The following is a 25,054-nucleotide window of genomic DNA, read 5'->3' on the forward strand; positions in this document are numbered from 1 at the left end:
CCCAGTACCGGATGCAACCCCACCGCGCCCAGACAGCCCCGCCCACCCGACGAACAAGCCCCGATCAGTCACCACGCGCACGACGCGCAGCCAACGCGCAACCAACGCGCAAACCCGATCAGTCGCCGGAAGCACGCGCAACAAACGCCGCTCAATGCGCAGTCTGGCCACTCGCCGCGCATCCACACCCAGCAAACAACACTCAACGCACAGGCCCAGCCGACCGCCGCACGACACCACGCAACAAACGCCACCCAACGCGCAGGCCCGATCAGTCGCCGCACGCACGCGCAACAAACGCCACCCAACGCGCAGGCCCGATCAGTCGCCGCACGCACGCGCAACAAACGCCACCCAACGCGCAGGCCCGATCAGTCACCGCACGCACGCGCAACAAACGCCACCCAACGCGCAGACCCGATCAGTCACGGCACGCGCGCGCAACAAACGCCACCGAACGCGCAGGCCCGATCAGTCACCTCGCGCATGCACGCCAACCGACGTGCTACATCAAGTACCCGCTTTGAGCATGCGCACAGCAAGCGCCGCTCAATGCGCAAGCCCGGCCACTCGCCGCACTCATGCGCGCAACAAACGCCGCTCACTGCGCAACTCGACCGCCCGCCGCGCTCCTCGACCCGGCGAACAGCAGCCAACGCGCAGCTTCGGCCGATCACCAGGAGCCAGCACGCAACGAACGCGGGCCAACGCGCAAACCCAGCCACCGCCGCACCCAACCGTGCAACAAACGCCGCTCACCGCGCAACCCGCCAACCGCCGCGCACCTCCACCCGGCGAACAGCAGCCAACGCGCAGCCCCAGCCGATCACCAGGAGCCAGCACGCAACAAACGGCGGCCAACGCGCAAACCCAGCCACTACCGCACCCAACCGCGCAACAAACGCCGCTCACCGCGCAACCCGCCAACCGCCGCGCACCTCCACCCGGCGAACAGCAGCCAACGCGCAGCCCCAGCCGATCACCACAGGCCGGCACAAACCCAGCCGATCGCGGGGAGGCAGCTGGTCCGCGACCAAGGGCTCAAGTCTTTCGTCGGCGGTTGGCCTGGTGCTGACGGCCGGGCGGTGGAGACGTCGACGCGTCGTGGACAGCGCTCAACGGGCGTCGATGGGGTCGGGCGGTGAGGTGCGACACGCCCGACACACCATCTGGTGTTGCATCTCCTGAGCCTCGCCCATATATGGTGTTGCCCGCAGCTGGTTCGAGCGCCGCGTCGTGTGGTGGTCGAGGCAAGAGGGAACCCGGTGCAAGTCCGGGACTGCCCCGCAGCGGTGAGTGGGAACGACCGCCGTCATACAGCACTGGGCTCCGCCGAGCCTGGGAAGCGACGGCCAGTAGGAAGCGTGCCAGGCGCCCACGAGTCCGAAGACCTGCCAGCGCACCGTGCGCCGCCGTGGCGTGCGGTGGTCGAAGGCCGCGCGGGACGGCCGACGCCATCATGACGGCCGGGGTGTGGCCGTCGGCGTCCCCGTGTGCCTTCACATCGGTGAGGGGGACGCGAGAGTGACTGTCACGCAGGACATGACGGCCGTGCCGGAGCAACGGCGGCACGGGATGCAGGTGCGCAAGCGCAACGGCGACCTGGAGACGGTCGACGTCAACAAGATCGTCAAGGCGGTCGAGCGGTGGGTGGCCGACCTCGGCGAGGTGGACCCGTTGCGGGTCGCGACCAAGACGATCAGCGGGCTTTACGACGGCGCGACGACCGCCGAGCTGGACAAGTTGTCGATCCAGACGGCGGCCGAGCTGATCGGTGAGGAACCGCAGTACTCGAAGCTGGCCGCGCGCCTGCTGGCGGCGTACGTGGACAAGGAAGTGCGCCTTCAGGGGGTGGCCACCTTCAGCCAGTCGATCCGCCACGCCCACCAGCAGGGTCTGATCGGCGACGAGACGGCCGCGTTCGTGGCCCGCAACGCGCGCAAGCTCGACGACGCCGTCGATGTCGGCGGTGACCTGCGGTTCGAGTATTTCGGGCTGCGCACCGTGGCCGACCGTTACCTGCTGCGGCACCCGCAGGAGCGCACCGTGGTCGAGACGCCGCAGTATTTCCTGCTGCGCGTCGCCTGCGGCTTGAGCACCACCCCGGCCGAGGCGATCGGCTTCTACCGGCTCATGTCCAGTTTGGCTTATCTGCCCAGCTCGCCGACGTTGTTCAATTCCGGCACCCGGCACACCCAGATGTCGAGTTGCTTCCTGGTCGATTCGCCGCGGGATGAACTCGACTCGATTTACGAGCGTTATCACCAGGTCGCCAAGCTGTCGAAGTTCTCGGGCGGCATCGGCATCTCGTGGAGCCGGATCCGCGGCCGGGGCGCACTGATCCGTGGCACCAACGGCAAGTCGAACGGCATCGTGCCGTTCCTCAAAACCCTCGACGCGGGTGTGGCCGCCGTCAATCAGGGTGGCCGGCGCAAGGGCGCGGCGTGCGTCTATCTGGAGCCGTGGCATCCGGACGTCGAGGAGTTCCTGGAGCTGCGCGACAACACCGGCGAGGAGTCCCGGCGGACGCACAATCTGAACCTGGCCAATTGGATTCCGGACGAGTTCATGCGCCGGGTCGAGGCCGACGGCGACTGGTCGCTGATCGATCCGTCCGACGCGCCGGAACTGCCCGACCTGTTCGGTGCGGCCTTCGACGACGCGTACCGGCGGGCCGAGAAGCACGCCGTCAAGACCGTCAAAGCGCGCGACCTGTACGGGCGGATGATGCGCACTCTCGCGCAAACGGGCAACGGCTGGATGACGTTCAAGGACCGCTCGAACGCGCTCTCCAACCAGACCGGCGCGCCCGGCAACACGATCCACCTGTCCAACCTGTGCACCGAGATCCTCGAAGTGAACAGCGACGACGAGACGGCGGTGTGCAACCTGGGCTCGATCAACCTGGGCGCGCACATCACCGGGGACGGCGTCGACTGGCCGAAGTTGCGCGAAACTGTTCGCACGGCCGTCGTCTTCCTGGACCGGGTCATCGACATCAACTTCTACCCGTCGGAGCAGGCCGCGAGGTCGAACCCGCGCTGGCGGCCGATCGGGCTGGGCCTGATGGGCCTGCAGGACGCCTTCTTCCAGTTGCGGCTGCCGTTCGACTCGGCCGCCGCGCGTGAACTGTCCACCCGCGTGCAGGAGGAGATTTTCCTGACCGCGCTGGAGTCCTCGGCGGGGCTCGCCGAGCGTTTCGGACCCCATCCCGCGTACGGGGAGACCCGCGCGGCGGCCGGCGATCTGCACCACGAGCTGTGGGGCGCCACGCCCGCGCAGACCGATCGGTGGGCCGCGCTCAAAACGCGCATCAGTGCGACAGGGTTGCGCAACTCGCTGCTCGTGGCGATCGCCCCGACGGCCACCATCGCGTCCATCGCCGGCTGTTACGAGTGCATCGAGCCGCAGGTGTCCAATCTGTTCAAGCGTGAGACCATGTCGGGCGAGTTCCTGCAGATCAATTCCTATCTCGTACGGGAACTGAAGGCGCGCGGTTTGTGGACGGCCTCGATCCGGGAGCGGATCAAGCGGGCCGAGGGTTCGGTGCAGGGCATTTCCGAACTGCCGGAGGACGTACGGGAATTGTTCCGTACGGCGTGGGAACTCCCCCAGCGGGCGCTGATCGATCTGGCCGCGGCCCGGGCGCCCTACATCGACCAGTCGCAGTCGCTCAATCTGTTCCTGAGCGCCCCGACGATCGGCAAGCTCTCCTCGATGTATCTGTACGGCTGGAAAGCCGGCCTGAAGACGTCCTATTACCTGCGCTCGCGCCCCGCGACGCGCATTCAGCAGGCCACTGTCTCCGTCGCCCCGATCACGGCCGCGGACGACGAAGCGCTCGCCTGCTCCCTGGAGAACCCCGAGTCCTGTGAGGCCTGCCAATAATGCTGCTCGACCCCGGAATGGACCTGACCCTGCGGCCGATGAGGTATCCGGCCTTCTTCGACCGGTTCAAGGACGCCATCAAGAACACCTGGACCGTCGAGGAGGTCGACCTGCACTCCGACCTGGCCGACCTGCAACGGCTGTCCCCGGCCGAGCAGCATCTGGTGTCGCGGCTGGTCGCGTTCTTCGCCACCGGTGACACGATCGTGGCCAACAACCTCGTGCTCAACCTCTACCAGCACGTGAACTCGCCCGAGGGCCGGCTGTATCTGTCGCGGCAACTGTTCGAGGAGGCCGTGCACGTCCAGTTCTATCTGAATTTGCTCGACACGTATGTGCCCGACGAGCGGGAACGGTTCGAGGCGTTCGCCGCGGTCGAGAACATCCCGTCGATCGCGCGCAAGGCCGAGTTCTGTTTCAAGTGGATCGACTCGATTTATGCGATGCGCGAGCTCAAGACGAAGGAGGACCGGCGGGCCTTCCTGCTCAACGTGATCTGCTTCGCCGCGTGCATCGAGGGCTTGTTCTTCTACGGCGCTTTTGCGTACGTGTACTTCCTGCGCTCGCGCGGTCTGCTGAACGGGCTCGCATCCGGCACCAACTGGGTGTTCCGCGACGAGAGCATGCACATGGCGTTCGCGTTCGACGTGGTCGACACCGTCCGCCAGGAGGAACCCGACCTGTTCGACGCGGAGATGGAGCAGCAGGTCAGGAACATGCTGGCCGAGGCCGTGGAGTGCGAGGTCCAGTTCGCCGCGGACATCCTCGAACAGGGCGTCTCCGGCATGTCGCTCGCTGACATGCGCGAGTACCTGCAACATGTGGCCGACCGCCGGCTGGAAGTGCTCGGTATCGACCCGGTCTACGGCAGCAAGAACCCGTTCGCCTTCATGGAGCTGCAGGACGTGCAGGAACTCTCGAACTTCTTCGAGCGCCGCGTCTCGGCCTACCAGGTCGGTGTGACCGGATCGGTCACCTTCGACGACGACTTCTGACGGCCGGCCTCGTACGACGGCGGACGGTGCTGTGCTGGCCCGTCCGCCAGGCGGGGCGTCCCGGATCGGGTGGTTGGTGCGCTCCGCGCCGGCTACCAGCGCCGTCGCCGACGACACGCAAGCGTCCACCCACGACGAGGTGGGGGCGCTGGGCCGGGCCCGCGGGTCAGCCCCGACCGTGGTCTCAGGAGCCGCGGTTACGCTGAGGCCGAGGCCGCGCTGAGGCGGCTCGTCGCGGCGGCCGCCGAACTCCGCGGCATCTGATCCTCGCGGCCCGAACCGGAACGGAGAAGCAGCATGACGCAGCCCGCGGCCTCCACGACGAACGGCGGGACGGCCGGCGACGCGCGCCGGATTGCGCACGCCCTGGACGCCCTGGTCTGGGAGATCGCCTACCTGCGGGAGCTTGATCCGGCGGCTGCGCACCGGTTGCGCGCGGCCGCGCACCGGGTGGCCGCCGCGGCCGACGGGGTGCCCACCGTATCGGCCGCCTATGTCGACATCGTTCCGGAGCGGACATGAACGCGGAGCGGGCCCGCGGTCAGGGGCGGAGCAGGGCCTTGACGGCACGGCGCTCGTCCATCGCCCGGTAGCCCCGCCTCGACCGCCGAGTGCGCGCCGAGACCGTTCGTCAGGCCCTTGATCCGGGCGATGCCTTCGTCGCCGCGCTCGGTGACGATGTCGGTGGCCCCGAAGACGCGGGCCGCCTTCTGCCGGTCGGCGTGCCGGCTCATGGCGATGATGACTCCTCGTCGCATCGCTACCTCACCTAGCAAAGCGCGGCCCGCGGGAGTCCCTGACGAGACGCGCACCGGCCGTACGTGTCAGAAAAGGGTGTCCTGCACGCGATCGGCCGGCACCAGGGCGGTCAGGGTGACGCGAAGCCCGGCCAGCGGGGGCACCTCGCTCCGGGCGAGCAGGGCCCGCACCACCCCGGACCAGGCTCGCGGGTTCGCCGTCGGGGCCGGCCGGCTGCCTTTGAGCACGCGGGCCGGGCCCTCGCCCTCCGGTAGCGCCGTGAGCGTGAGGCCGGACGCGAGGAGCCCGGCCCGCTCGGCGCGGCGGCAGACCCGCTCGACGCACATCTCGGCCAGCTCCGCCGCCGTCCGGTCCGGTCGCGCGTAGCCCTTGGTCGCCCCCTCCGACGACAGCGTCGAACGGCGCTCGACGGGACGCACGACGGCGTCGTCGGAGCCCTCCCGGACAGCCCGGAGCCGCCGGGCCATCGCCGTGCCGCACAAGCGCCGCAACGTCTCGTACGGGATGTCGTCCAGCCCGGCCAGGGTGGTGATGCCCAGCGACTCGAGGCGTTCCACCGTACGGGCGCCGACACCCCAGACGTCGCGCAACGGCAACGCGGCCCGCAGCTCGGCCTCCCGGCCGGGCCCGATGACGTGCAGCCCGTCGGGTTTGGCGGCCCGCGAGGCCAGCTTGGCCATCAGTTTGGTGCGGCCGACACCGACGCTGACCGGGATCGCGAGCTCGGCCGCGGCGCGCCGCCGGACCTCGTGACCGGCCGCGACCGCCTCCTCGGGGCTGCGGGCGCCGACGTCGAGGAAGGCCTCCTCCATCGAGCCGGGCTCGACCGCCCGGGCGCAGTCGCGGAACAGGTCGAGCAGAGCCTCCCCGGCCTCCTCGACCTCGTCCTGCGGCACGTCGACCAGGATCAGCCCGGGACACTGCAACAGCGCCTGCTGGGCGAGCACGCCCGCCCGGACACCGCGGGCCCGGGCCGGATAGTTCGCGCTCGCGACGACCACATGAGCGACGACAGCCACCGGAAGCGCGGCCAGATGCGGCCGGCTGCGCAGCACCACCGACGCGAAGAAGGCGTCGGCATCGGCGTGCAGCAGCGGCCCTCGACTCACCCGGCGAATAGTACACATGTTCGACGACTCAGGCTTCCGCGGGTAGATCGGGGGTGAACTCCGACGGCATGGTGGGTGCTTCGGCGCGGTGGACCGATTCGACGACTTCGGTGGTCCACTTGATCACGTGGAACGGGTCGAGTCAGGAACGTGCGGCCCCGTTCGCAGGAGATTCCGTCGACGCCTGTGCTCCCAGGTGCCTGGCGAAGAATCGAATCGAGCTGTCGATTTCGAACGCCGGGATCCGGAAGTGGCCGCCGGGGTTGGCGTGCAGGGTCTTCTCGGCGGAACCGAGTGCGTCGAACAGCTTCATGACTGAGTCCCGCGGATTGCCTTCGTCGTCCCACTGCAGCAGGTACTCGACGGGGATCGTGATCCGCGCTGCGGTGTCCAGGAGCCAGTCGCATGCCATGAGGCCGAGGACCGCAGCAGTGATCCGGGGTTCGGCCGCGACGAGGCGGATGCCCGACTCCCCGGCCGCGGACAGGCCGTAGTACCCGACGGGCTGGCTGTCGCCAACGGAGTCCAGTTCCTGCAGCCCGTCGAGGGTGGTCCGCCAGTCGGGGATGAGTTCTGCCGCCACGGTTTCGTAGAGGGCGGGCAGCGCGGGTCCGAAGGGCTCGCCCGCAGCCTTTCGTTCGTCGATCAGCGCAACGAGCCGCCGGATCTCCGGATGCTCCGGCCTGTCACCGGTACCCGGCGCGTCGATCGCGGCGACCGCAAAGCCGCAAGCGGTGACGTACGGGAAGGCTCGGGAGACGACCTCCCATCCCTTCTTGTGCTGACCGCCGCCGTGCCCGATCAGGACCAGCGGACGGGGACCGGAGGCCTCGGCGGGCGTCCAGAGCACTCCAGGGATGTTCCCGATGCGGAAGAGTTGTTCGCGGATGCCGTCGGCGACGGTTTCTGCGGTGATACGCATGGCGGAATGACGTCGATCCAGGCCTGTTCCGCTGAGTCAGCGCAGGACGACGCAGGCGGTCGTGGCCTGGGCGGACGGGTTGCTCTCCGACGTCAAAGTCACCGTGGTGCGGCCGATGTTCTTCGTCCACACCGGGATCGTCGACGTCTTCCCGGCGGCCAACCCGATCACCGTACGGGGCAGGGTGGCGCCGGGGGCGGTGACGCGGATGACGTCGGCCGCGCGGCCGGAGTTGCGGACACCGATGGTGCACTGAGCCCAGCCGGAGCGGTCGGGCCGGGCCAGGGCCGGGAACGCCTGGACGCCGCGGCGGGCCGGGCCGGCGCCGTCGAGTGAGCGGACGGCCACCTCGTACGAGAGCACGCCTTGGCCGTCGCGGCGCCGGTCGAGGACGTAGAACTGCAGCCGGTTCGCCGTGTCGACGTACTCGAACTCGCTGCCCGAACCGGCGCCGGCGTGGAACAGGGCGTCGGAGAGCTGGCGGTAGTCACCGATCGTCATCTTCTGCGGGGTGCCGTCGGGGCGGACGAAGTCGACCTTGTCGATGTCCTGCGGGTTGGCGTCGATCGTCCAGATGAACGGGGCGTTGTCGGCGTTCTTGGTCTTGGCCAGCAGCACGCCGGAGTCGGGGGTGAACGAGTCGAAGCCCATCCGGTCGACGACTTCGAGGGTGTAGTTGTCGTAGCCACCGCCGTCGCAGAGCGGGTCGGTCGCCGTGTCGCAGGCGGGTGCGCGGTCGCCACCGTCGAGGGTCACGGTGATGCCGCCCGACTCGACCGATCGGGCCGTCACCCGGGTCAGGACCAGGCCGGACCCGGCCAGCGCGGCGCGGGAGAGACGGACCACCGCCTCGGGGTCGGCGATGCCGAGTTTGAGCTTGTTGCGCAGCATGTGCTGGGCGCCCATCGAGGAGCCGGCCGTGCCCGGGATCAGCCAGCGGCTGTGCGGGCCGCCGGGACCGTTGAACGTGCCCCGGCTGAGCATCTCCCACGGGCCGCTGTAGTCGCGCCGGGGCGGGGTCCCGTACGGGTTGTTGTAGTTGTCGCCCACGCCCAGGATGTGGCTGAACTCGTGCGCGTAGGTGGACATGCCCGAGCTCTCGGCCTGCAGTGAGCTGCCCTGGGTGGCGTTGGGCCAGACGTTGGCCGAGGCCTGCCACGAGGTCCAGTCGACGTAGCGGGTGGCGTTCCAGTTCGGCAGCGCGTCGTCGGGCGGCCCGAAGTCGTCGGTCACCTCTTCACGGGTGGTGAACTTCATCGGCCCGAACTCCTGCCAGGTGGCCGATTCGTCCTGCCCGGCGGAGAGGAAGAACACGAAGTCGTACGTGGCCGCCTCCGCCTCGCCGACCGCGGCGATCCAGGCCGCGCGGGCGTCGGTGCGCAGGTTGCGGTGGCAGGTGTCGCCGGCCGGGCAGCCCTGACCGCGCTGCATCTGGGCCTCGATGCCGTACTCGTGGCTCTTGGCGGGCATCTGATAGACCCCGTACGCGCTGAGCTCGATGCCGAACCGCCCGCCGGAGTCCTCCATCCAGTACTCGTGGATGGTGTGCCCGCGGTTGAGCCGGCCGGGCTGGTTGAGGAAGTCGCGGTAGAACGCCGGCACGTCGGCCCGCGCGAGTTTCTCGACGCCGGACGGGTTGCCGTAGATGGTGGAGTTCGCGGGCTGGGTGACGACGAACGGCTGGTTCGGGTAGTCGACGAGCACCAGCGCGCCGTCGAAGGTGCGCTCCGACCCCCGTACGGCCGGGTCGGCCCAGTTCGTGCCGGGGATCGGCCGGTAGTCCGCCCACGTCATCGTGTCGGGCAGCTCGTACCGCTGCGGATCGACGGGTGGTGGCCCGTTCCGCCCGTTGAGCGCGACGGCCTCGTCGGCCTGCCACGGCTGCGTCTGCGGCCAGTGCCGCATGCGCCACGGCGTGTCCGGATCGGCGCCGGGGCCGGCCGTGGCCGCGGACGGCGCGGCGACCAGGGCCAGCACCACGACGGAGGTTGCCGAGACCAGGCGCCGCACACTCGTCATGCCGTCATCCTGGCCCATTAATCGACTTACTTCAATGGAGGCCGTCGGTCAGCCGACTTCGACGACCGCCTTGCCGTGCAGTGTTCCGGTGCGCAGCGCCTCGATGGCCTCGCCGGCTCGGGTCCAGGAACCGCGCCAGCTGATCGAGGGCCGCAGCGCGCCCCGGGTCAGCTGGTCGTTCAGCCACGCGAAGTCGGGTGGCAGCGGGGACCCGTCGAACTGGTGGAAGCTGACGATGCTGCGGTTGTTGCGCTGCGGATCGGCCATCAGGGCGGCGTACGGGAAGGTCTCGCCCCCGGTGGCCAGGTGCCCGAGCGAGACGAGGACACCGCAGTTCTCCAGCCGGTCGAACGCGCGCACGAGCAGCTCTCCGCCCACGGTGTCGATGACGGTGTGCACGGTGTCGTCGTAGTCGGCCGGGTCGGCCACCACGGCCTCGGCGCCCAGGTCGCGCAGCTCGTCCGCGAAGCGACGGGCCGACCTGGTCACCGCGACGGGCCGGGCACCGCCGATCCGGGCGAGCTGGATCGCGTACCGCCCGACGCCGCCGGTGGCCCCGGTGACCATGATCCGCCGGCCCAGTGTCGGGCCGGCTCGGCGCAGGGCGCGCAGGGCGCTGCCGGCCGCGACCGGCACGGTGCTGATCGCCGCCAGGTCGGCGCCGGGCGGGGCGGCGCCGAGCATGGCGGTGCTGACGGCCCGGTACTCGGCCCATCCGCCGCCGTGTCCGAACGTGGTGACGGGGGTGCCGGCGGCGGGCCCGGAGCCGTCGGCGGCGGCCGCGACGACGTGCCCGGCGGCCTCCCAGCCGGGCACGCTGCCGCTGGTCAGGCCGCTCGCGGTGGCCAGGTCGCCCGCGTTCAGGGCGAACGCCTCGACCTTGACCAGCGCCTCGCCGGGGCCGGGCGCCGGTTGCGGAGCCACGCCGAGGGTGAGACCGGAGGACGAGGTGTGATCAACGAGGAGAGCGCGCATGATCTCCGCATTGCAAACCCTGTTCCCGGGACAGGGTCAAGGAGCGATCACCAGCTCGGCGATCAGGTCACCGGCGAGGGTGAACCGGTAGTTGAGGTCGACGACACCGCCGGGGAAGTTTCCCTCCAGGTGGTTGGTGGCGACCCAGTGCGCGTCGTCGATGCGCTGGGCGCCGATCAGTTCGGATGTGTACGTGTATTGCGCGCCGGCGTCGGCCAGGAAGCCGGCGATCTCGTCCGGGCCCCTGAAGGTCTTGCCCTCGTCGACCACGACGGCGTCCGGGGCGAAGGCGCGCAGGGCGGTCTCCGTGTCGCGGGCGGCGTGCGCGGTCAGGTAGTCGCGGATCGTGGCGGGAAGCTGGTTCGTCGTGGTCATGACCCGAGCGTGCGGCTTCCCCCGGCGTACGGGTCAAGCACGGGACTCTCCCCCGGGGGGAGGGTGCACACTGCAGGCATGCTCGCGATCGGCGAATTCTCCCGGCTGACCCATCTGAGCGTGCGCACGCTGCGCCGCTATCACGAGGCCGGCCTGCTCGAACCCGCGACCGTGGACGACGCGACCGGCTACCGCTACTACAGCGCCGAGCAGATCCCCGTGGCACAGATCATCCACCGGCTGCGGGAGCTCGACGTGCCGCTGCCCGACGTGCACCGCATCCTGCGCTCGCCCGACCCGGGCACGCGGGGCGCGCTCGTGGCCACCCACCTGCAGCGGCTGGAGGCGGAGCTGGACCGCACCCGGGCCGCGGTGGCGTCGCTGCGCCGGCTGCTGCGGCCGGAGCCGGCCCCGCTCGGCGTCGACCTGCGCGCCGTGCCCGCCACCACGGTGGCCGCGATCGAGGACGACGTCGACCTCGACCACGTGATCGCCTGGTACGCGGGCGCCATGGCCGAGCTGGACGCGCTGGTCCGCGAGCCGACCGGTGCCCCGGGCGGGCTGTACGACAACGCGCTGTTCGAGCTGGGCCGCGGGCACGTGCTGGTCTACCGGCCGGCCGCGGAACCGCCGCGCGGCGGACGGGTGCGTCCGGTGACCCTGCCCGCCGCCGAACTGGCCACCACCGTGCACGCCGGGGACCACGACGACATCGAGGTCACGTACGGGGAACTCGGATCCTGGGTGGTCGCCAACGCGCTCGCCGTGGCCGGGCCGGTGCGCGAGCACTATCTGGTCGGCCCGCGTGACACCGATGACCGGGCGGCCTGGCGTACGGAGATCGGCTGGCCGGTCTTCCGCGTCGGCCGCACTACCATGGGCGGGTGAGTGCCACCCTGTACGCGGTCAGCGACCTGCACGTGGCCTATCCGGAGAACAGGCCGCTGACCGATCGGCTCCGGCCTGCCTCCGACGACGACTGGCTCATCGTCGCCGGGGACGTGGCGGAGATCTTCGACGAGGTCACGGACACGTTGGAGGCGCTCAGCAAGCGGTTCGCCAAGGTGATCTGGGCGCCCGGCAACCACGAACTGTGGACCCATCCGCAGGACCCGGTGAAACTGCGCGGCGAGCAGCGCTACCAGGCCCTGGTGGCGGCGTGCCGCTCGATCGGGGTGGTGACACCCGAGGACCCGTACGAGGTCTGGCAGGGCGCGGTGACCGTGGCGCCCCTCTTCCTGCTGTACGACTACACGTGGCGCGCGCCCGGCACCGCCACCAAGGCCGCGTCGCTGGCGTACGCCGAGCGCACCGGCATCGTGTGCACCGACGAGATGCTGCTGCACCCCGACCCGTATCCGTCGCGCGAGGCCTGGTGCGACGCCCGGATCGCGTACACCGAGAAGCGGCTGACCGACGCCGGTCCCGAGCGCCCCATGGTGCTGGCGAGCCACTGGCCGCTGCACCGGCACCCGACCGAGATCCTGCGCTACCCCGAGTTCGCCCAGTGGTGCGGCACCGAGCGCACGGCCGACTGGCACGTCCGGTTCCGGGCCGCGGCGGCGGTCTACGGGCATCTGCACATCCGCCGCACGACGCAGCGCGACGGCGTGCGGTTCGAGGAGGTGTCGCTGGGTTATCCGCGCGAGTGGAAGGCCCGCTTCGGCGCCGAGCCGCCGCTGCTGCGGCCGATCCTGCCGCCCACCCCTACCGGGTAGTGCCATTCAGGGGTCCAACCGGGACACCCGTTCACGGTAGAAACAGGACGAGAGTCGCTCGACAGCGAGGAGTCGTCCGGTGTTCAAGCGTGTAGCCATCGTGAACCGCGGGGAGGCCGCCATGCGGCTGATCCACGCCGTCCGCGACCTGTCGGCGGAAACCGGAACGCGGATCGAGACGGTCGCGCTGTTCACCGACGAGGACCGCACGGCGACGTTCGTGCGCGAAGCCGACGTCACTTATCCCCTGGGCCCGGCGGCCGCCCGACCGTATCTCGACTACGAGCGGCTCCAGCGGGCGCTGGTCGACACCGGGGCCGACGCGGCCTGGGTGGGCTGGGGGTTCGTGGCCGAGCACCCGGAGTTCGCCGAGGCCTGCGAGCAGGTCGGGGTCACGTTCGTCGGCCCCGGCGCGGAGGCGATGCGCCGGCTGGGCGACAAGATCGGCTCGAAGCTGATCGCCGAGGAGGTCGGGGTCCCGGTCGCGCCGTGGTCCCGCGGTGAGGTGGCGACGCTGGCCGAGGCGCTGCGGGCGGGCGACGAGATCGGTTACCCGCTGATGCTCAAGGCCACCGCGGGCGGCGGCGGTCGGGGCATCCGCCGGGTCGACAACGCGGCCGACCTGACCGAGGCGTACGAGCGGACCAGCCAGGAGGCGCTGCGCGCGTTCGGCTCCGGCGTGGTCTTCCTGGAGCGGCTGGTCACCGGCGCGCGGCACGTCGAGGTGCAGGTCATCGCGGACGGGCAGGGCACCGCGTGGGCGCTGGGCGTGCGCGACTGCTCGGTGCAGCGGCGCAACCAGAAGGTGATCGAGGAGTCCGCCTCGCCGGTCATGGCCCCGGCGCAGGCCGCCGAGCTGAAGGCGTCCGCCGTACGGCTGGCCCTGGCCGTCGGTTATCGCGGCGCGGGGACCGTGGAGTTCCTCTACCACCCGGGCGACAAGCTGTTCGCGTTCCTCGAAGTCAACACCCGGCTGCAGGTCGAGCACCCGATCACCGAGATCACCACGGGCACCGACCTGGTCAAGCTCCAGTTGCACGTGGCCGCGGGGGGCCGGCTGACCGGGGAGCCCCCGGTCGAGAACGGCCACGCGGTCGAGGCCCGTCTCAACGCGGAGGACCCGGACCGTGACTTCGCGCCCTCGCCGGGCCGGATCAGCCGGCTGCTGCTGCCGGCCGGGCCCGGCATCCGGGTCGACACGGGGGTCAGCGAGGGCGACAGCATCCCGGCCGCGTTCGACTCGATGATCGCGAAGATCATCGCGTACGGCCGGGACCGCGAGGAGGCGCTGGGCCGGTTGCGCCGGGCCATGCGGGAGACCACCGTGATCATCGACGGGGGCGCCACCAACAAGAGCTTCGTGCTCGACCTGCTCGACCAGCCCGAGGTGATCGACGGCAGCGCTGACACCGGCTGGATCGACCGGGTGCGGGCCGAGGGCCGCCTGGTCGGTCACCGGCACTCGGCGGTCGCGCTGGCCGCCGCGGCCATCGAGGCCGCCCGCGACGCCGAGGCGGTGAGCGTGCAGCGGCTGCTCAGCACGGCGCACGGCGGCCGCCCGCAGGTGCAGCACGACACCGGCCGCCCGCTCGACCTCAAGCTGCGCGGCGTCGGCTATCGCGTCCAGGTGGCCCGGGTCGGCCCGAACCGGTTCCGGGTCGGCGTCTCGGCCGGCGGCGACGTGCACCACGCCGACGTCGAGCTCGAACGCTTCGACGCCCACAGCGGCCACATCACCGTCAACGGGCAGCGGTTCCGGCTGGTCACCGCGACGCACGGCCACATCCACCTGGTCGAGGTGGACGGCGTCACCCACCGGATCAGCCTCGACGAGGGCGGCGTGGTCCGCTCCCCCGCCCCCGCGCTGGTCGTGGCGACCCCGGTGGCCGCGGGCGACGAGGTCGAGGCGGGCGCGCCCGTGCTCGTGCTGGAGAGCATGAAGATGGAGAACGTGATCCGAGCGCCGTTCCGGGCCCGGATCCGCGAATGCGGAGTCTCCGTGGGCAGCCAGGTCGAGACCGGCGCGGCGCTGCTGCGGCTGGAACCGCTCACCGGCGGCGCCGCCGAGCAGGACACGGCGGCCGGGACCGTCACGATCGACCTGCCCGCCGGGCGGCCGCTCGAGCCCGACCGGCGCAGCCTGCTGCTCGGTTACGACGAGGACCCGTTCGGCCCCGCGGCGCCGGCCCCGCGCGCCGACGTCACCGAGGGCGAGATCGAGCTGCTCACCGTCTTCGCCGACCTGCAGGAGCTGGGCCGCAACAAGCCCGCGGGCGACCTGACGGCCGAGCCGGGCACCGCGGTGCACAGCCCCCGCGAGTACTTCCACAGCTACCTGCGCAGCCTCGACGCCGAACGGGCGGGGCTGCCCGAGGCGTTCCAGGCCCGGCTGCGCAAGGCGCTCGGCCACTACGGCGTGGACGGTCTGGACCGGACGCCGGAGCTGGAGACCGCCGTGTTCCGGATCTTCTTGGCCCAGCGCCGCACCGCGGCCCACGTCGCCGTGGTCAGCGACGTGCTGCGGCAGTGGCTGAGCGGGCCGGCGCCGCGCGAACCGCTGGCCGATCGGGCCGGCCTCGTGCTCGAACACCTGGTGGAGGCGACCCAGGTGCGCTTCCCGGCGGTGGCCGACCTGGCCCGCGGCGTCGTGTTCCGCTGGTTCGCCCAGCCGCTGCTGCGCCGCCGCCGGGCCGCGGTGTACGCCGCGACCCGGGCCCACCTGCGCCACCTCGACCGGACGCCGGACGCCGCCGACCGCGCCGAGCGGATCCAGGCCATGGTCGCCGTCTCCGAGCCCCTCGTGCGGCTCATGGGGCAGCGGATCGGCCGGCCCGGCCGCGACCACGCGCCACTGCTCGAGGTGCTCACCCGCCGGTACTACAGCAACCGCCGCCTGGCCGACGTCCGGGTCGAGGAGGTCGCCGGGCACCGGTTCGTCACCGCCACGCACGACGGCACCCGGGTGCTGGCCGGCGCGGCCGGCCTCGACACGCTGCCCGAGGTCGTCGCCGCGGCCGTCAAGCTGGGCGCCGAGGTCGCCGACTTCTATGTCGCCTGGCCCGCGCAGCCGGATCCCGACGTGATGGCGGACTGGCTGGGCGCGCTGGCCTCCGCCGGGTTCGACCGGGTCACGTTCACCGTCGCCGGCACCAGCGGCGCGATGCACCACCACTTCACCTTCCGCGCGGGCCGGGAGTTCCGGGTCCTGCGCGGCCTGCACCCGCAGATCGCCCAGCGCCTGCAGCTCGACCGCCTGCGCGAGTTCGACCTGACCCGGCTGCCGACCGCCGACGAGGAGGTCTACCTGTTCCGGGCGGTCGCCCGCAGCAACCCGGCCGACGAGCGGCTGATCGCGCTGGGCCAGGTGCGCGACCTCACGCCGCTGCGCGACGCCGACGGCCGCCTGGTGGCACTGCCGGCGCTGGAGAACATCACCGCCACCGCGCTCGACGCGATCCGCAACGTGCAGGCGCAGCGGCCGCAGAACCAGCGGTACGGCACCAACCGGATCATGATCTACGTCTGGCCGCCGGCCGGGGAGCCGGCCCCGGCCGAGCTGGACGGTCTGGTGCAGCGCATCCTGCCCACGACCGCGGGCGCCGGGCTGGAGGAGGTGCAGTTCCTGACCCGCCGGCGCACCGGGGCGGGCCGGCTGGAAGAGATCGCGCTGCGGATCCACCTGGCGGGCGGGCCGGACGCCCGGCTCGAGGTCGGTGAGCCGTCCACCGCGCCGGTCGAGCCCTTGGACGCGTACGGGTTGAAGGTCCTGCGGGCCCGGAGCCGCAACACTGTGTATCCCTACGAGCTGGCCGGTCTGCTCGGCACGTTCACCGAGCACGACCTCGGGCCGGACGGCGAGCTGGCGCCGGTGGACCGCCCGCGGGGCCGCAACACCGCGGCGATCGTGGCCGGCCTCGTGACCACGGCGACCGAGCGTTATCCGGAGGGCATGACCCGCGTCGTGCTGCTGGGCGACCCGACCAAGGCGCTGGGCGCACTGGCCGAACCGGAGTGCGCCCGGATCATCGCGGCGCTCGACCTGGCCCGGCGGCTGGGCGTGCCGCTGGAGTGGTACTCGTTGTCGGCCGGCGCGAAGATCTCGATGGACTCCGGCACCGAGAACATGGACTGGATCGCGGCCGCGCTCAAGCGGATCGTCGAGTTCACCCAGGCCGGCGGTGAGATCAACATCGTGGTGGCAGGCATCAACGTGGGCGCCCAGCCGTACTGGAACGCCGAGGCCACGATGCTCATGCACACCAAGGGCATCCTGGTCATGACGCCCGACTCGGCGATGGTGCTGACCGGCAAGCAGTCGCTCGACTTCTCCGGCAGCGTGTCGGCCGAGGACAACTACGGTATCGGCGGCTACGACCGGATCATGGGTCCGAACGGGCAGGCGCAGTACTGGGCGCCCACCCTGACCGCCGCGCGCGACGTGCTGATGGCGCACTACGACCACACGTACGTGCTGCCGGGCGAGACCACCCCGCGCCGGGCCGCCACGGCCGACCCGACCGGCCGTGACCTGAGCGGCTACCCGCACATCGTGGCGGGCAGCGACTTCACCACGGTGGGGCAGATCTTCTCCGCCGAGCACAATCCCGACCGCAAGAAGCCCTTCGACATCCGGACGGTGATGCGCGCGCTGTCCGACCAGGACCACCCCGTGCTGGAGCGGTGGGCCGGCATGGCCGACGCCGACACCGCCGTGGTGCAGGACGTGCACCTGGGCGGCTATCCGGTGTGCCTGCTCGGTATCGAGTCGAGGTCGGTGCCGCGGCGCGGGTTCCCGCCCACCGACGGCCCCGACACGTACACGGCGGGCACGCTGTTCCCGCGGTCGTCGAAGAAGGCGGCCCGCGCCATCAACGCGGCGTCGGGCAACCGGCCGCTGGTCGTGCTGGCCAACCTGTCGGGCTTCGACGGCTCACCCGAATCGATGCGCAAGCTGCAGCTGGAGTACGGCGCGGAGATCGGCCGGGCAATCGTCAACTTCCGCGGCCCGATCGTCTTCACGGTGATCTCCCGCTACCACGGCGGCGCGTTCGTGGTCTTCTCCAAGGCGCTCAACCCGAACATGACCGTGCTCGCCCTGGAGGGTTCGTTCGCCTCCGTGCTGGGGGGCGCCCCGGCCGCCGCCGTCGTGTTCTCCGGCGAGGTGAACAAACGCACCGCCACCGATCCGCGGGTGACCGGGCTGCAGGCCCGAGTCGCCGCGACCGCCGGCGCCGAGCGGGCCGCCCTCAACGCCCGGCTGGCCGAGGTGCGGGCCGAGGTGCGGGCGCAGAAGCTGGGCGAGGTGGCGGCCGAGTTCGACCGCGTGCACAGCATCCACCGCGCCGTCGAGGTCGGCTCCGTCGACGCCATCGTCGGCGTGGCCGACCTGCGACCGCGCATCATCGAGGCGATCGAGCACGGCCGGAAAGGCTGAACCGCACCCGGCCGCCCGCGCTGAGCGGAAGGAACATCCGCAGCACGGGCGAGCCGGTCAGCGGGCGCGGGTCGTCGGCGCTGCCGGCGATCAACGTGGCCAAGTCGTCGTGGGTGAGCCGGGTGGTGACCGTCCGGCCGCTGCGGGCCCGGGCCGGCAGCACCACGGCGACCGCCTCGCCCGGCGGCATCGGGGCGTAGGGCGGCTCGGTGGGTGCGGCCACCACCTCGACCATCGGCACGACCGGCAGATCCGAGCCGGGCCGCAGACCCGGCCCGGCCACGACCGCGCGCGCCACTATTCCGCCCGCGCCGGGGCGAGCCGGGTCCACCGGCAGATACGCGGCGCCGGTCAGCCACACCCCGAGGATCGCCGCCACCAGCCCGGTGCCGGGTTCGGCGGCCACACCGACCACGTCGCCCGGCTCCACACCGGCCTCGGTCAGGTCGCGCCGGGTGCGGGCGGCGGCGTGCCAGACCTCGGCGTAGGTCGCGTGATAGCCCGCGTCGTCCACGGCGATCAGGCCTCCGGTGGTGGCCGCGGAGCGGGCCACCGCGCGCAGCACCGGTTCGGGCCGGGTCCGGGCCGGAGCGGGCCGCCGGGTGATCAGGGCGGTGGTGCGGTGTCGTAGGGCCGGCGCCTGGTACGCCGGGACGGTCATCGTGGTCATCGAAGTCACCTGGTCCTCGGTCGGGAGTGGGCTTTGCCTGGGGTTGTCTTCGACGGTAAGGACCGTCCGCCGGGCGCGGGAACCCCTGGTCACGGACACGAGGGCACCCCCTACGGCAGGGTCCGGCCGTAGGGGGTGCGGGTGTGCGGGCTGGTCAGCCGGCCAGCGAGGGGCGAGCCACGACCTCCGGGCGGCGCGGTGCCGCAGCCTGCAGCGCCCGGTTGATGGCAGCCCGTACGGCGGCCGCGGTGGCCTGCCCGAGGTCGCCGGCCAGGCCCGCGCCCCAGACCCGGCGGCGGCCGATCGCGCACTCGGCGTAGACCACGACGTCGTCGCGCTGCGAGTCGGCCGCGGTGACCCCGATCCGGTGCACCTCGTGCACCTTCATGCCCCACGAGGCGAGGTGCGCCTCGACGTCGCCGAGCGCGTCGGCCCGGGCCGCGCCGACCGCGAACGCGTCGCCCTGCACGTGCAGAGTGGTCGGCACCGGCTTGCGGAACGCGACCGGCACGGCGACCGGCCGCGAGGAGGCGTACTCGTCGAGGAAGAGCCGGCCGATCTCGGCCGGGCTGATCTCGCGGCCGCGCGCGTCGGCCTGCGCCTGCACCGTCGCGGCGAATTCGATCCGCAGCTCACGGGGCAGTTCGAGGCCGAAGCGGGAGCTCAGCACGTACCCCACGCCGCCCTTGCCGGACTGGCTGTTGATCCGCACCACCGACTCGTACGTGCGCCCGACGTCCTGCGGGTCGAGCGGCAGATAGGGCACGTCCCAGACCAGCTCGCCGGGGTCGGCGCCCGCCGCGACCTGCCGGGCCCGATCGTCGAAGCCCTTCTTGATGGCGTCCTGGTGCGAGCCCGAGAACGCGGTGTAGACCATGTCCCCGCCGTACGGGTGCCGGGGGTGCACCGGGATCTCGTTGCACGCCTCGACGGTGCGCCGGATCCGGTTCAGGTCGGAGAAGTCCAGCCCCGGGTCGATGCCCTGGGTGAACAGGTTCAGGCCCAGCGTGACCAGGCAGACGTTGCCGGCGCGTTCACCGTTGCCGAACAGGCAGCCCTCGATGCGCTGGGCGCCGGCCAGCACGGCCAGCTCGGCGGTGGCCACGCCGGTGCCGCGGTCGTTGTGCGGGTGCACCGACAGGCAGACGTGCTCGCGCCGGGACAGGTTGCGGTCGAGCCACTCGATCCGGTCGGCGAAGACGTTGGGGGTGGTGCGCTCGACAGTGGTCGGGAAGTTCAGGGTGATGGGCCGGCCCGCCTCGGGCTGCCAGACGTCCATCACGGCCTCGCAGACCTCGAGCGCGAAGTCCAGCTCGGTGTCGGCGAACATCTCCGGCGAGTACTGATAGCCGAGGTCGCAGCCGGTCAGCGACCGGTCCGCGTACTTCATCATCAGGCGTGTGCCCTGCACGGCGAGGTCCTTGCACTCGGCCCGGGTCACCCCGAAGACGGTGCCGCGGAACTGCGGCGAGGTCGCGTTGTAGAGGTGGATCGTGGCCTGGCGGGCGCCGGCCAGGCTTTCCACGGTGCGCCGGATCAGCTCGTCGCGGGCCTGCACCAGCACCGAGATGCGGACGTCGTCCGGGATCAGGTCGCGCTCGATGAGCAGGCGCAGGAAGTCGTGGTCGTCCTGGCTGGCGACCGGGAAGCCGACCTCGATCTCGGTGAAGCCCATGTCCACCAGCAGCTGGAACATGGCCAGCTTGCGCTCGGGGGTCATCGGGTTCACCAGCGACTGGTTGCCGTCGCGCAGGTCGGTGCTGAGCCACCGCGGGGCGGCGGTCATGGTGCGGCCCGGCCACATCCGGCCGGGCAGGTCCACGGTGGCGGGGCGCGCGTAGCGACCCGGCGTCGACGATGAGCTTTTCACTGACCGTTACCTCTCTCCGCGGGTCACGCCCGGTCACCGAAGTACATCGAGTACGAGTACGGGGTCATCAAGACCTGCACCTGGCAGGTGTGCGGCTCACCACGGACGCGGAAGACGACAGTGATCTCCGGGTAGGCGGCACCGATGCCCATGCCGGAGAAGTAGTGGTCGGTGTCGAACACGATTCGGTACGGGCCGCGGGCGAGCCGTCCCCGCACGAAGTTGTCGATCGCGCCGTTCGCGTCCGTCTCCGCGTCCGCGATGTGCGACCAGCGCCCGTCCACAGCCTGCTCGAGACGTGCCTTCATGCCGGCGGCCGGCTTGCCGTACACGCCGTCGAGGGCCTGCGCCGAGACACTCATGCCCGATCACCTGCCTGTCCTCTAGCCCCGTGGCCGCCATGGCCCCGGAGGGCGACCGGAAGACCCGGCCGTGCCCACGATCATGCGGGCGGCCGCTATCGCGCGGGCTTCGTGGCCCTATCCGAACCCTTATCGCCGGGCCTTCCCCCCGGCGATTCCGGATCGATGGGGAGGGCCGCTGTGCGGAGATAACGCGGCGATGAGAGGCGTCCATAGCGTTCATCTCAGAACGGCGAGGGGCACACCGCCCCAAGCGGATACCCACTCAGGAAGCAGGTAAAACAATGCGCGCCACGATCGTTTCCAAGACCGTCAAGACCACCTTCGGCCTGGCCCTCGCCGCCGCCACTGCTGCCTTCGCCTTCGGCACGGCGGGTGCGCAGACGGACCCGGCCGGCGCTGTCCTCGCGGGTCCCAACCCGACCCCGAGCCCGACGGCCACGACCAACGGCAACACGCCCTGGGGCTGAGTCGCCCCGGCGCCCCCATCAGGGCGGCGTGTGACCCCCGGACCGGCCGGCCGGGTTCGTCACGCGGAACGAAGAACGGAACGTGATCTCAGACCGCGGGCGTCATGGGAACGACCACGACGTCGGCAGGATTACCAGCCGCGGCGTACGCGTCGCTGAGCAGCTTGAGCACATTGGTCTCGAACTGCGGCGCCCCGATGGCCCGGAACAGGCCCAGCGCCCGATGCAGATAGACCACCGCTTGCGGCGCAGTGCCGTCGGCCAGCGCCACCTCGCCGAGCACCATCGAGACCTTGGCCTCGATCATCCGCTCCCCCGACGCACAAGCCAGTCGCATGGCGTCGCGCAGCGCGGTGCCGGCCTCCTCCAGCTTCTGAGTCCGCAGATGAGCGACGCCCAGACCGTGCAGGGCGTACGCCTCGCCGACCGGATCGCCCAGCTCCCGCACCAGCACCAGTGCCTGCCTCAGCACGTCGATGGCGCGGGCCGGTTCGCCGGCGTGCAGATGCGCCTCGCCCAGCCGGTGCAGTACCTGCGCCTCGACCCGGCGGCTGCCCGCGCTGCGGGCGTGCTCCAGCGCCTCCGGCAGCAGCTGCCGCGCCGCCTCCATGTCGCCCTGCTCCAGCCTGATCTGCGCGATGCTGTGCAGCACGTACGCCGCCGCGACCAGGTCACCGCTGCAGCGGAAGGTCTCCAGCGCCTTGCCGTAGTTCTCGGTGGCCTCCGCGAAGCGTCCGTTCATCCGGTCCACGAAACCCACGTGCCGGCTGACCAGCGCCGCGCCCTGCAGGTCACCGGCGCGCTCGAACAGCTCGCCCGCCGCCGCCAGCTCGCGCAACGCGTCGGCGAACCGCTGCTCCACGATGTGCAGCGAGCCCAGCGAGTAGAGCATCGCGGCCTGGCCCCGCTCGTCGCCGGCCTCCCGGGCCGCCTCCAGCGCGATCTGGTGGGTCTCACGCCAGTCACTCAGGTAGATCCGCGACTCGAACAGCGTGACCGCGGTCATGGCCAGGCTCCAGCAGTGCTCGACCAGGCCGGCCTGAGCGGCCTGGCGCACGGTGGCCACGATGGTCAGACGCTCCCGCTCGAACCAGGGCAGCGGCGGGTCGACGAGCTGGCGGACCTGCCGGTCGGGCAGCGCGTGCAGCGCCGCCTCGCCCCGGACCCGCAGGTAGTCGCCGCCGTAGACGCCGCGGTGGGCCTCGCCGGCCAGGAACAGCAGCGCGCCCACCACGCGGCGCAGCGCCCCGTCGCGGTCCTCGGCGGCGTCCTCGGCGACCAGCCGCTCGCGCGCGAAGACCCGGATGAGGTCGTGGAAGCGGTACTGCGCGTGAATCCCGCGGCCGGTGGCGTCGGTGGTCTCGATCAGTTGCGCGTCGGCCAGGTCGTCCAGCAGGTCCTGGGCGTCGAAGAACGACGTGTCCAGCAGGGCCGCGGCCATCCAGCTGGAGAACTGCGGGAAGTCGAGCACGGTGAGCAGCCGGAAGAGCCGCTGGGCGTCGGCCTCGAGGTGGTCGTAGGTCAGCGAGATGCTGGCCCGGATCCCCATCCCGCTGTGCTTGAGCTCGTCGAGCCGGCGGGCCTCGTTGGCCAGCCGCTCCACCAGGTGGTCGACGCTCCAGTGGGGCCGGGCGGCCAGCCGTACGCCGGCGATGCGCAGGGCCAGCGGCAGGTGCCCGCACAGCTCGGCCAGCTCGGCGGCCGAGTCCGGTTCGGACTCCACCCGCTCCGGGCCGGCCACCCGCGACAGCAGATGCATCGACTGCTCGGCCCGGAACACGTCGACGTCGATGTGCACGGCGCCGGGCAGGCCGGGCAGGCGGCTGCGGCTGGTCACCAGCACCGCGGACTGTGAGGTGCCGGGCACCAGCGGGCGGACCTGCGCCTCGCCGCCGGCGTTGTCGAGCACCACCAGCACCCGCCGGTCGGCCAGCAGGGTGCGATAGAGCTCGGCGCGCTCCTCGAGCAGCTCGGGCATCTGCGTGCCGGGCACGCCGAGGGCCCGCAGGAACCGCTCCAGCACCCGCATCGGGCCGATCTGCTCGGGGTGGCGGCCGTGCAGGTCGGCGAAGAGCTGACCGTCCGGGTAGCTGGCGGCGAGCCGGTGCGCGGCGTGCACCGCGAGGGTGGTCTTGCCGATGCCGGGCTTGCCCGCCATCACCACGACCGGCACCGCGAACTGCGACATGTCGCCGGTGGCCAGCGCGAACTGCTGCTGGATGGCCTCTATCTGCTTCTCGCGGCCGGTGAAGTCGGCGATGTCGGTGGGCAGCAGGCAGGGCACGGGGGCGACGCCGGGCAGCGGCGGCAGCACCGCGGCGGGCGCGGGGACGGCGGAGATCGGCACACCGGGCGCCGGGATCGCGACCGGAGCCGGGTCGATGAGCACCGGCACGATCGGCGGGACGGCCGGCGGGGGCACCGTCGGCGGCAGCGCGACCGGTGGGGCCGCGAGGGCCGCCGGCAGCTGGTCGCCCCCGGTGCGGACCTGCTCGGGCAGGTTGAGCTTCGGGTCCGAGGTGAGGATGGCGTGCTCGAGCTGCCGCAGCTCCTCGCCCGGCTCGAGGCCGAGCTCCTCGATGAACAGCTTGCGGGCCGTACGGTAGGAGTCGAGCGCTTCGGGCTGCCGGCCGGAGCGGTAGAGCGCCAGCATCAGATGCTCGCGCAGCCGGGCCCGCAGCGGGTTCTCGTGCACCAGCGCGGTGAGCTCGTCGATCAGCTCGCGGTGCCGGCCCAGCCGCAGCTCCAGCTCGATGCATTCCTCGGTGGTGGTGAGGCGGCGCTCGGCGAGCCGCTCGGCGGCCGACTGCACGAGCCGGCTCTCGATGCCGTCCAGCGCCGGTCCCCGCCACAGCGACAGCGCGCCGCGGTAGTGCCCGACCGCCTCGTCCAGCCGGCGGAACTCGCGCAGCTGGCGGGCCTGGGTCAGGCCGCTCTCGTAGCGGTTGAGGTCGAGGCTGCCCTCGGGGATCTGCAGCACGTAGCCCTGCGACCGGGTGACGATCGTGTCCGGGTGGCCGTTGGCGTTGAACAGCCGGCGCAGGGCCGAGATGCAGATCTGCACCTGCACCCGGGAGGTGGTCGGCAGATCGTCGCCGTACAACGCCTCCATCAGCCGGTTGACCCGGATCACGCGGTTGGCTTCGAGAGCGAGGGTGGCCAGGATGATCTGCTGCCGCAGCCCGCCGATGTCTGCCCGGTTCTCCCCGAACAGCACTTCCAGTGTTCCCAGGATCAGGAAATCCACGTGCCCTCCCGTTCGGGGGCCACGCACGCACACTGCTAGGACATGCGCGGGCCGACGCCCGGCAACCCCCGACGCATCCTTGCGTCACAGCCAACGACCGTAATGCACCGCCGGACTCGCCGATGCCGGTCAGAAATCCCCCGTATGGATGCGAGGCTATGCAATGCGCGCCCGGCGCGCCACCCGTGGTAGCCCCGCGCGCTCGACCGATCCGCGCGGAAACAATAACCGATCTACCCCT

General features: G+C 71.5%; 17 protein-coding genes and 1 riboswitch. Of the genes, 8 read left to right on the plus strand and 9 right to left on the minus strand.

Translation table 11 applies throughout. The features are described 5' to 3' along the window. The first annotated feature begins 1,201 nt into the window (after positions 1-1,201). Positions 1,202-1,413: riboswitch (cobalamin riboswitch) on the plus strand. Between the two features lie 129 nt (positions 1,414-1,542). The 4 genes from BKA14_RS15715 to BKA14_RS15730 all read left to right on the plus strand — a co-directional run bounded on the left by BKA14_RS15715 (position 1,543) and on the right by BKA14_RS15730 (position 5,656). Continuing rightward, entirely contained in the window at positions 1,543-3,888 is a 2,346-nt protein-coding gene (locus tag BKA14_RS15715; protein ID WP_184956770.1) for a ribonucleoside-diphosphate reductase subunit alpha, read from the plus strand. Continuing rightward, positions 3,888-4,883, plus strand: coding sequence for a ribonucleotide-diphosphate reductase subunit beta (locus BKA14_RS15720; RefSeq protein WP_184951678.1), 996 nt, complete (start codon positions 3,888-3,890; stop codon positions 4,881-4,883). The genes BKA14_RS15715 and BKA14_RS15720 overlap by 1 nt, the downstream gene beginning before the upstream one ends. A 297-nt stretch (positions 4,884-5,180) precedes the next feature. Further along, complete coding sequence (locus BKA14_RS15725; protein ID WP_184951679.1) at positions 5,181-5,405, plus strand: hypothetical protein; 225 nt, start codon at positions 5,181-5,183, stop codon at positions 5,403-5,405. 89 nt (positions 5,406-5,494) lie between these two features. Further along, positions 5,495-5,656 (plus strand): hypothetical protein, encoded by a 162-nt coding sequence (locus BKA14_RS15730; protein ID WP_184951680.1) that lies wholly within the window; start codon positions 5,495-5,497, stop codon positions 5,654-5,656. A 51-nt stretch (positions 5,657-5,707) separates the two neighbouring features. On the opposite strand, the gene BKA14_RS15735 is transcribed toward BKA14_RS15730, so the two are convergent. From BKA14_RS15735 to BKA14_RS15755, 5 genes are all read right to left on the minus strand, one after another. Next, positions 5,708-6,751 (minus strand): DNA polymerase Y family protein, encoded by a 1,044-nt coding sequence (locus tag BKA14_RS15735; protein WP_184951681.1) that lies wholly within the window; start codon positions 6,749-6,751, stop codon positions 5,708-5,710. Positions 6,752-6,893: 142 nt separating this feature from the next. Further along, positions 6,894-7,673, minus strand: coding sequence for a dienelactone hydrolase family protein (locus BKA14_RS15740; protein ID WP_184951682.1), 780 nt, complete (start codon positions 7,671-7,673; stop codon positions 6,894-6,896). Positions 7,674-7,709: 36 nt separating this feature from the next. Next, positions 7,710-9,692, minus strand: coding sequence for a M6 family metalloprotease domain-containing protein (locus BKA14_RS15745; protein WP_184951683.1), 1,983 nt, complete (start codon positions 9,690-9,692; stop codon positions 7,710-7,712). A gap of 48 nt (positions 9,693-9,740) precedes the next feature. Then, complete coding sequence (locus BKA14_RS15750) at positions 9,741-10,667, minus strand: zinc-binding dehydrogenase (protein ID WP_184951684.1); 927 nt, start codon at positions 10,665-10,667, stop codon at positions 9,741-9,743. A gap of 36 nt (positions 10,668-10,703) precedes the next feature. After that, complete coding sequence (locus BKA14_RS15755) at positions 10,704-11,042, minus strand: nuclear transport factor 2 family protein (RefSeq protein WP_184951685.1); 339 nt, start codon at positions 11,040-11,042, stop codon at positions 10,704-10,706. A 78-nt stretch (positions 11,043-11,120) separates the two neighbouring features. Here BKA14_RS15755 and BKA14_RS15760 point away from each other — a divergent pair, with 78 nt between their 5' ends. The 3 genes from BKA14_RS15760 (at position 11,121) to BKA14_RS15770 (ending at position 18,194) form a co-directional block, all read left to right on the plus strand. Continuing rightward, a complete protein-coding gene (locus tag BKA14_RS15760; protein ID WP_184951686.1) occupies positions 11,121-11,930 on the plus strand; it encodes a MerR family transcriptional regulator in 810 nt (269 codons plus the stop codon). Beyond that, a complete protein-coding gene (locus tag BKA14_RS15765; protein ID WP_184951687.1) occupies positions 11,927-12,760 on the plus strand; it encodes a metallophosphoesterase family protein in 834 nt (277 codons plus the stop codon). The genes BKA14_RS15760 and BKA14_RS15765 overlap by 4 nt, the downstream gene beginning before the upstream one ends. 79 nt (positions 12,761-12,839) lie before the next feature. Continuing rightward, positions 12,840-18,194, plus strand: coding sequence for an ATP-binding protein (locus tag BKA14_RS15770; protein ID WP_184951688.1), 5,355 nt, complete (start codon positions 12,840-12,842; stop codon positions 18,192-18,194). On the opposite strand, the gene BKA14_RS15775 is transcribed toward BKA14_RS15770, so the two are convergent. From BKA14_RS15775 to BKA14_RS15785, 3 genes are all read right to left on the minus strand, one after another. Then, positions 18,160-18,864 carry an AMP-binding protein gene (locus tag BKA14_RS15775; RefSeq protein WP_184951689.1) on the minus strand — a complete coding sequence of 235 codons (705 nt, stop codon included), beginning with the start codon at positions 18,862-18,864 and terminating at the stop codon, positions 18,160-18,162. The two genes, BKA14_RS15770 and BKA14_RS15775, sit on opposite strands and share 35 nt — an antisense overlap. A gap of 154 nt (positions 18,865-19,018) precedes the next feature. Further along, positions 19,019-20,734, minus strand: coding sequence for a 2-isopropylmalate synthase (locus BKA14_RS15780; RefSeq protein WP_184951690.1), 1,716 nt, complete (start codon positions 20,732-20,734; stop codon positions 19,019-19,021). Between the two features lie 23 nt (positions 20,735-20,757). Beyond that, entirely contained in the window at positions 20,758-21,096 is a 339-nt protein-coding gene (locus BKA14_RS15785) for a hydroxyisourate hydrolase (RefSeq protein WP_184951691.1), read from the minus strand. Positions 21,097-21,380: 284 nt separating this feature from the next. Here BKA14_RS15785 and BKA14_RS15790 point away from each other — a divergent pair, with 284 nt between their 5' ends. Further along, the gene (locus tag BKA14_RS15790; RefSeq protein WP_184951692.1) at positions 21,381-21,566 is read left to right on the plus strand and encodes a hypothetical protein; all 186 of its coding nucleotides are present in this window, start codon (positions 21,381-21,383) and stop codon (positions 21,564-21,566) included. Between the two features lie 88 nt (positions 21,567-21,654). On the opposite strand, the gene BKA14_RS15795 is transcribed toward BKA14_RS15790, so the two are convergent. Further along, positions 21,655-24,813 carry an AfsR/SARP family transcriptional regulator gene (locus BKA14_RS15795; RefSeq protein WP_184951693.1) on the minus strand — a complete coding sequence of 1,053 codons (3,159 nt, stop codon included), beginning with the start codon at positions 24,811-24,813 and terminating at the stop codon, positions 21,655-21,657. Positions 24,814-25,054 lie beyond the last annotated feature (241 nt).

Origin of the sequence: Paractinoplanes abujensis, from assembly GCF_014204895.1 — a bacterium.
Classification (GTDB): domain Bacteria; phylum Actinomycetota; class Actinomycetes; order Mycobacteriales; family Micromonosporaceae; genus Actinoplanes; species Actinoplanes abujensis.

Bases quoted from the DNA above. Each gene is read 5' to 3' on its own strand.
- BKA14_RS15715 (WP_184956770.1), top strand. From the start codon at position 1,543: ATGACGGCCGTGCCGGAGCAACGGCGGCACGGGATGCAGGTGCGCAAG.
- BKA14_RS15720 (WP_184951678.1), top strand. From the start codon at position 3,888: ATGCTGCTCGACCCCGGAATGGACCTGACCCTGCGGCCGATGAGGTAT.
- BKA14_RS15725 (WP_184951679.1), top strand. From the start codon at position 5,181: ATGACGCAGCCCGCGGCCTCCACGACGAACGGCGGGACGGCCGGCGAC.
- BKA14_RS15740 (WP_184951682.1), bottom strand. From the start codon at position 7,673: ATGCGTATCACCGCAGAAACCGTCGCCGACGGCATCCGCGAACAACTC.
- BKA14_RS15745 (WP_184951683.1), bottom strand. From the start codon at position 9,692: ATGACGAGTGTGCGGCGCCTGGTCTCGGCAACCTCCGTCGTGGTGCTG.
- BKA14_RS15750 (WP_184951684.1), bottom strand. From the start codon at position 10,667: ATGCGCGCTCTCCTCGTTGATCACACCTCGTCCTCCGGTCTCACCCTC.
- BKA14_RS15755 (WP_184951685.1), bottom strand. From the start codon at position 11,042: ATGACCACGACGAACCAGCTTCCCGCCACGATCCGCGACTACCTGACC.
- BKA14_RS15760 (WP_184951686.1), top strand. From the start codon at position 11,121: ATGCTCGCGATCGGCGAATTCTCCCGGCTGACCCATCTGAGCGTGCGC.
- BKA14_RS15775 (WP_184951689.1), bottom strand. From the start codon at position 18,864: ATGACCACGATGACCGTCCCGGCGTACCAGGCGCCGGCCCTACGACAC.
- BKA14_RS15785 (WP_184951691.1), bottom strand. From the start codon at position 21,096: ATGAGTGTCTCGGCGCAGGCCCTCGACGGCGTGTACGGCAAGCCGGCC.
- BKA14_RS15790 (WP_184951692.1), top strand. From the start codon at position 21,381: ATGCGCGCCACGATCGTTTCCAAGACCGTCAAGACCACCTTCGGCCTG.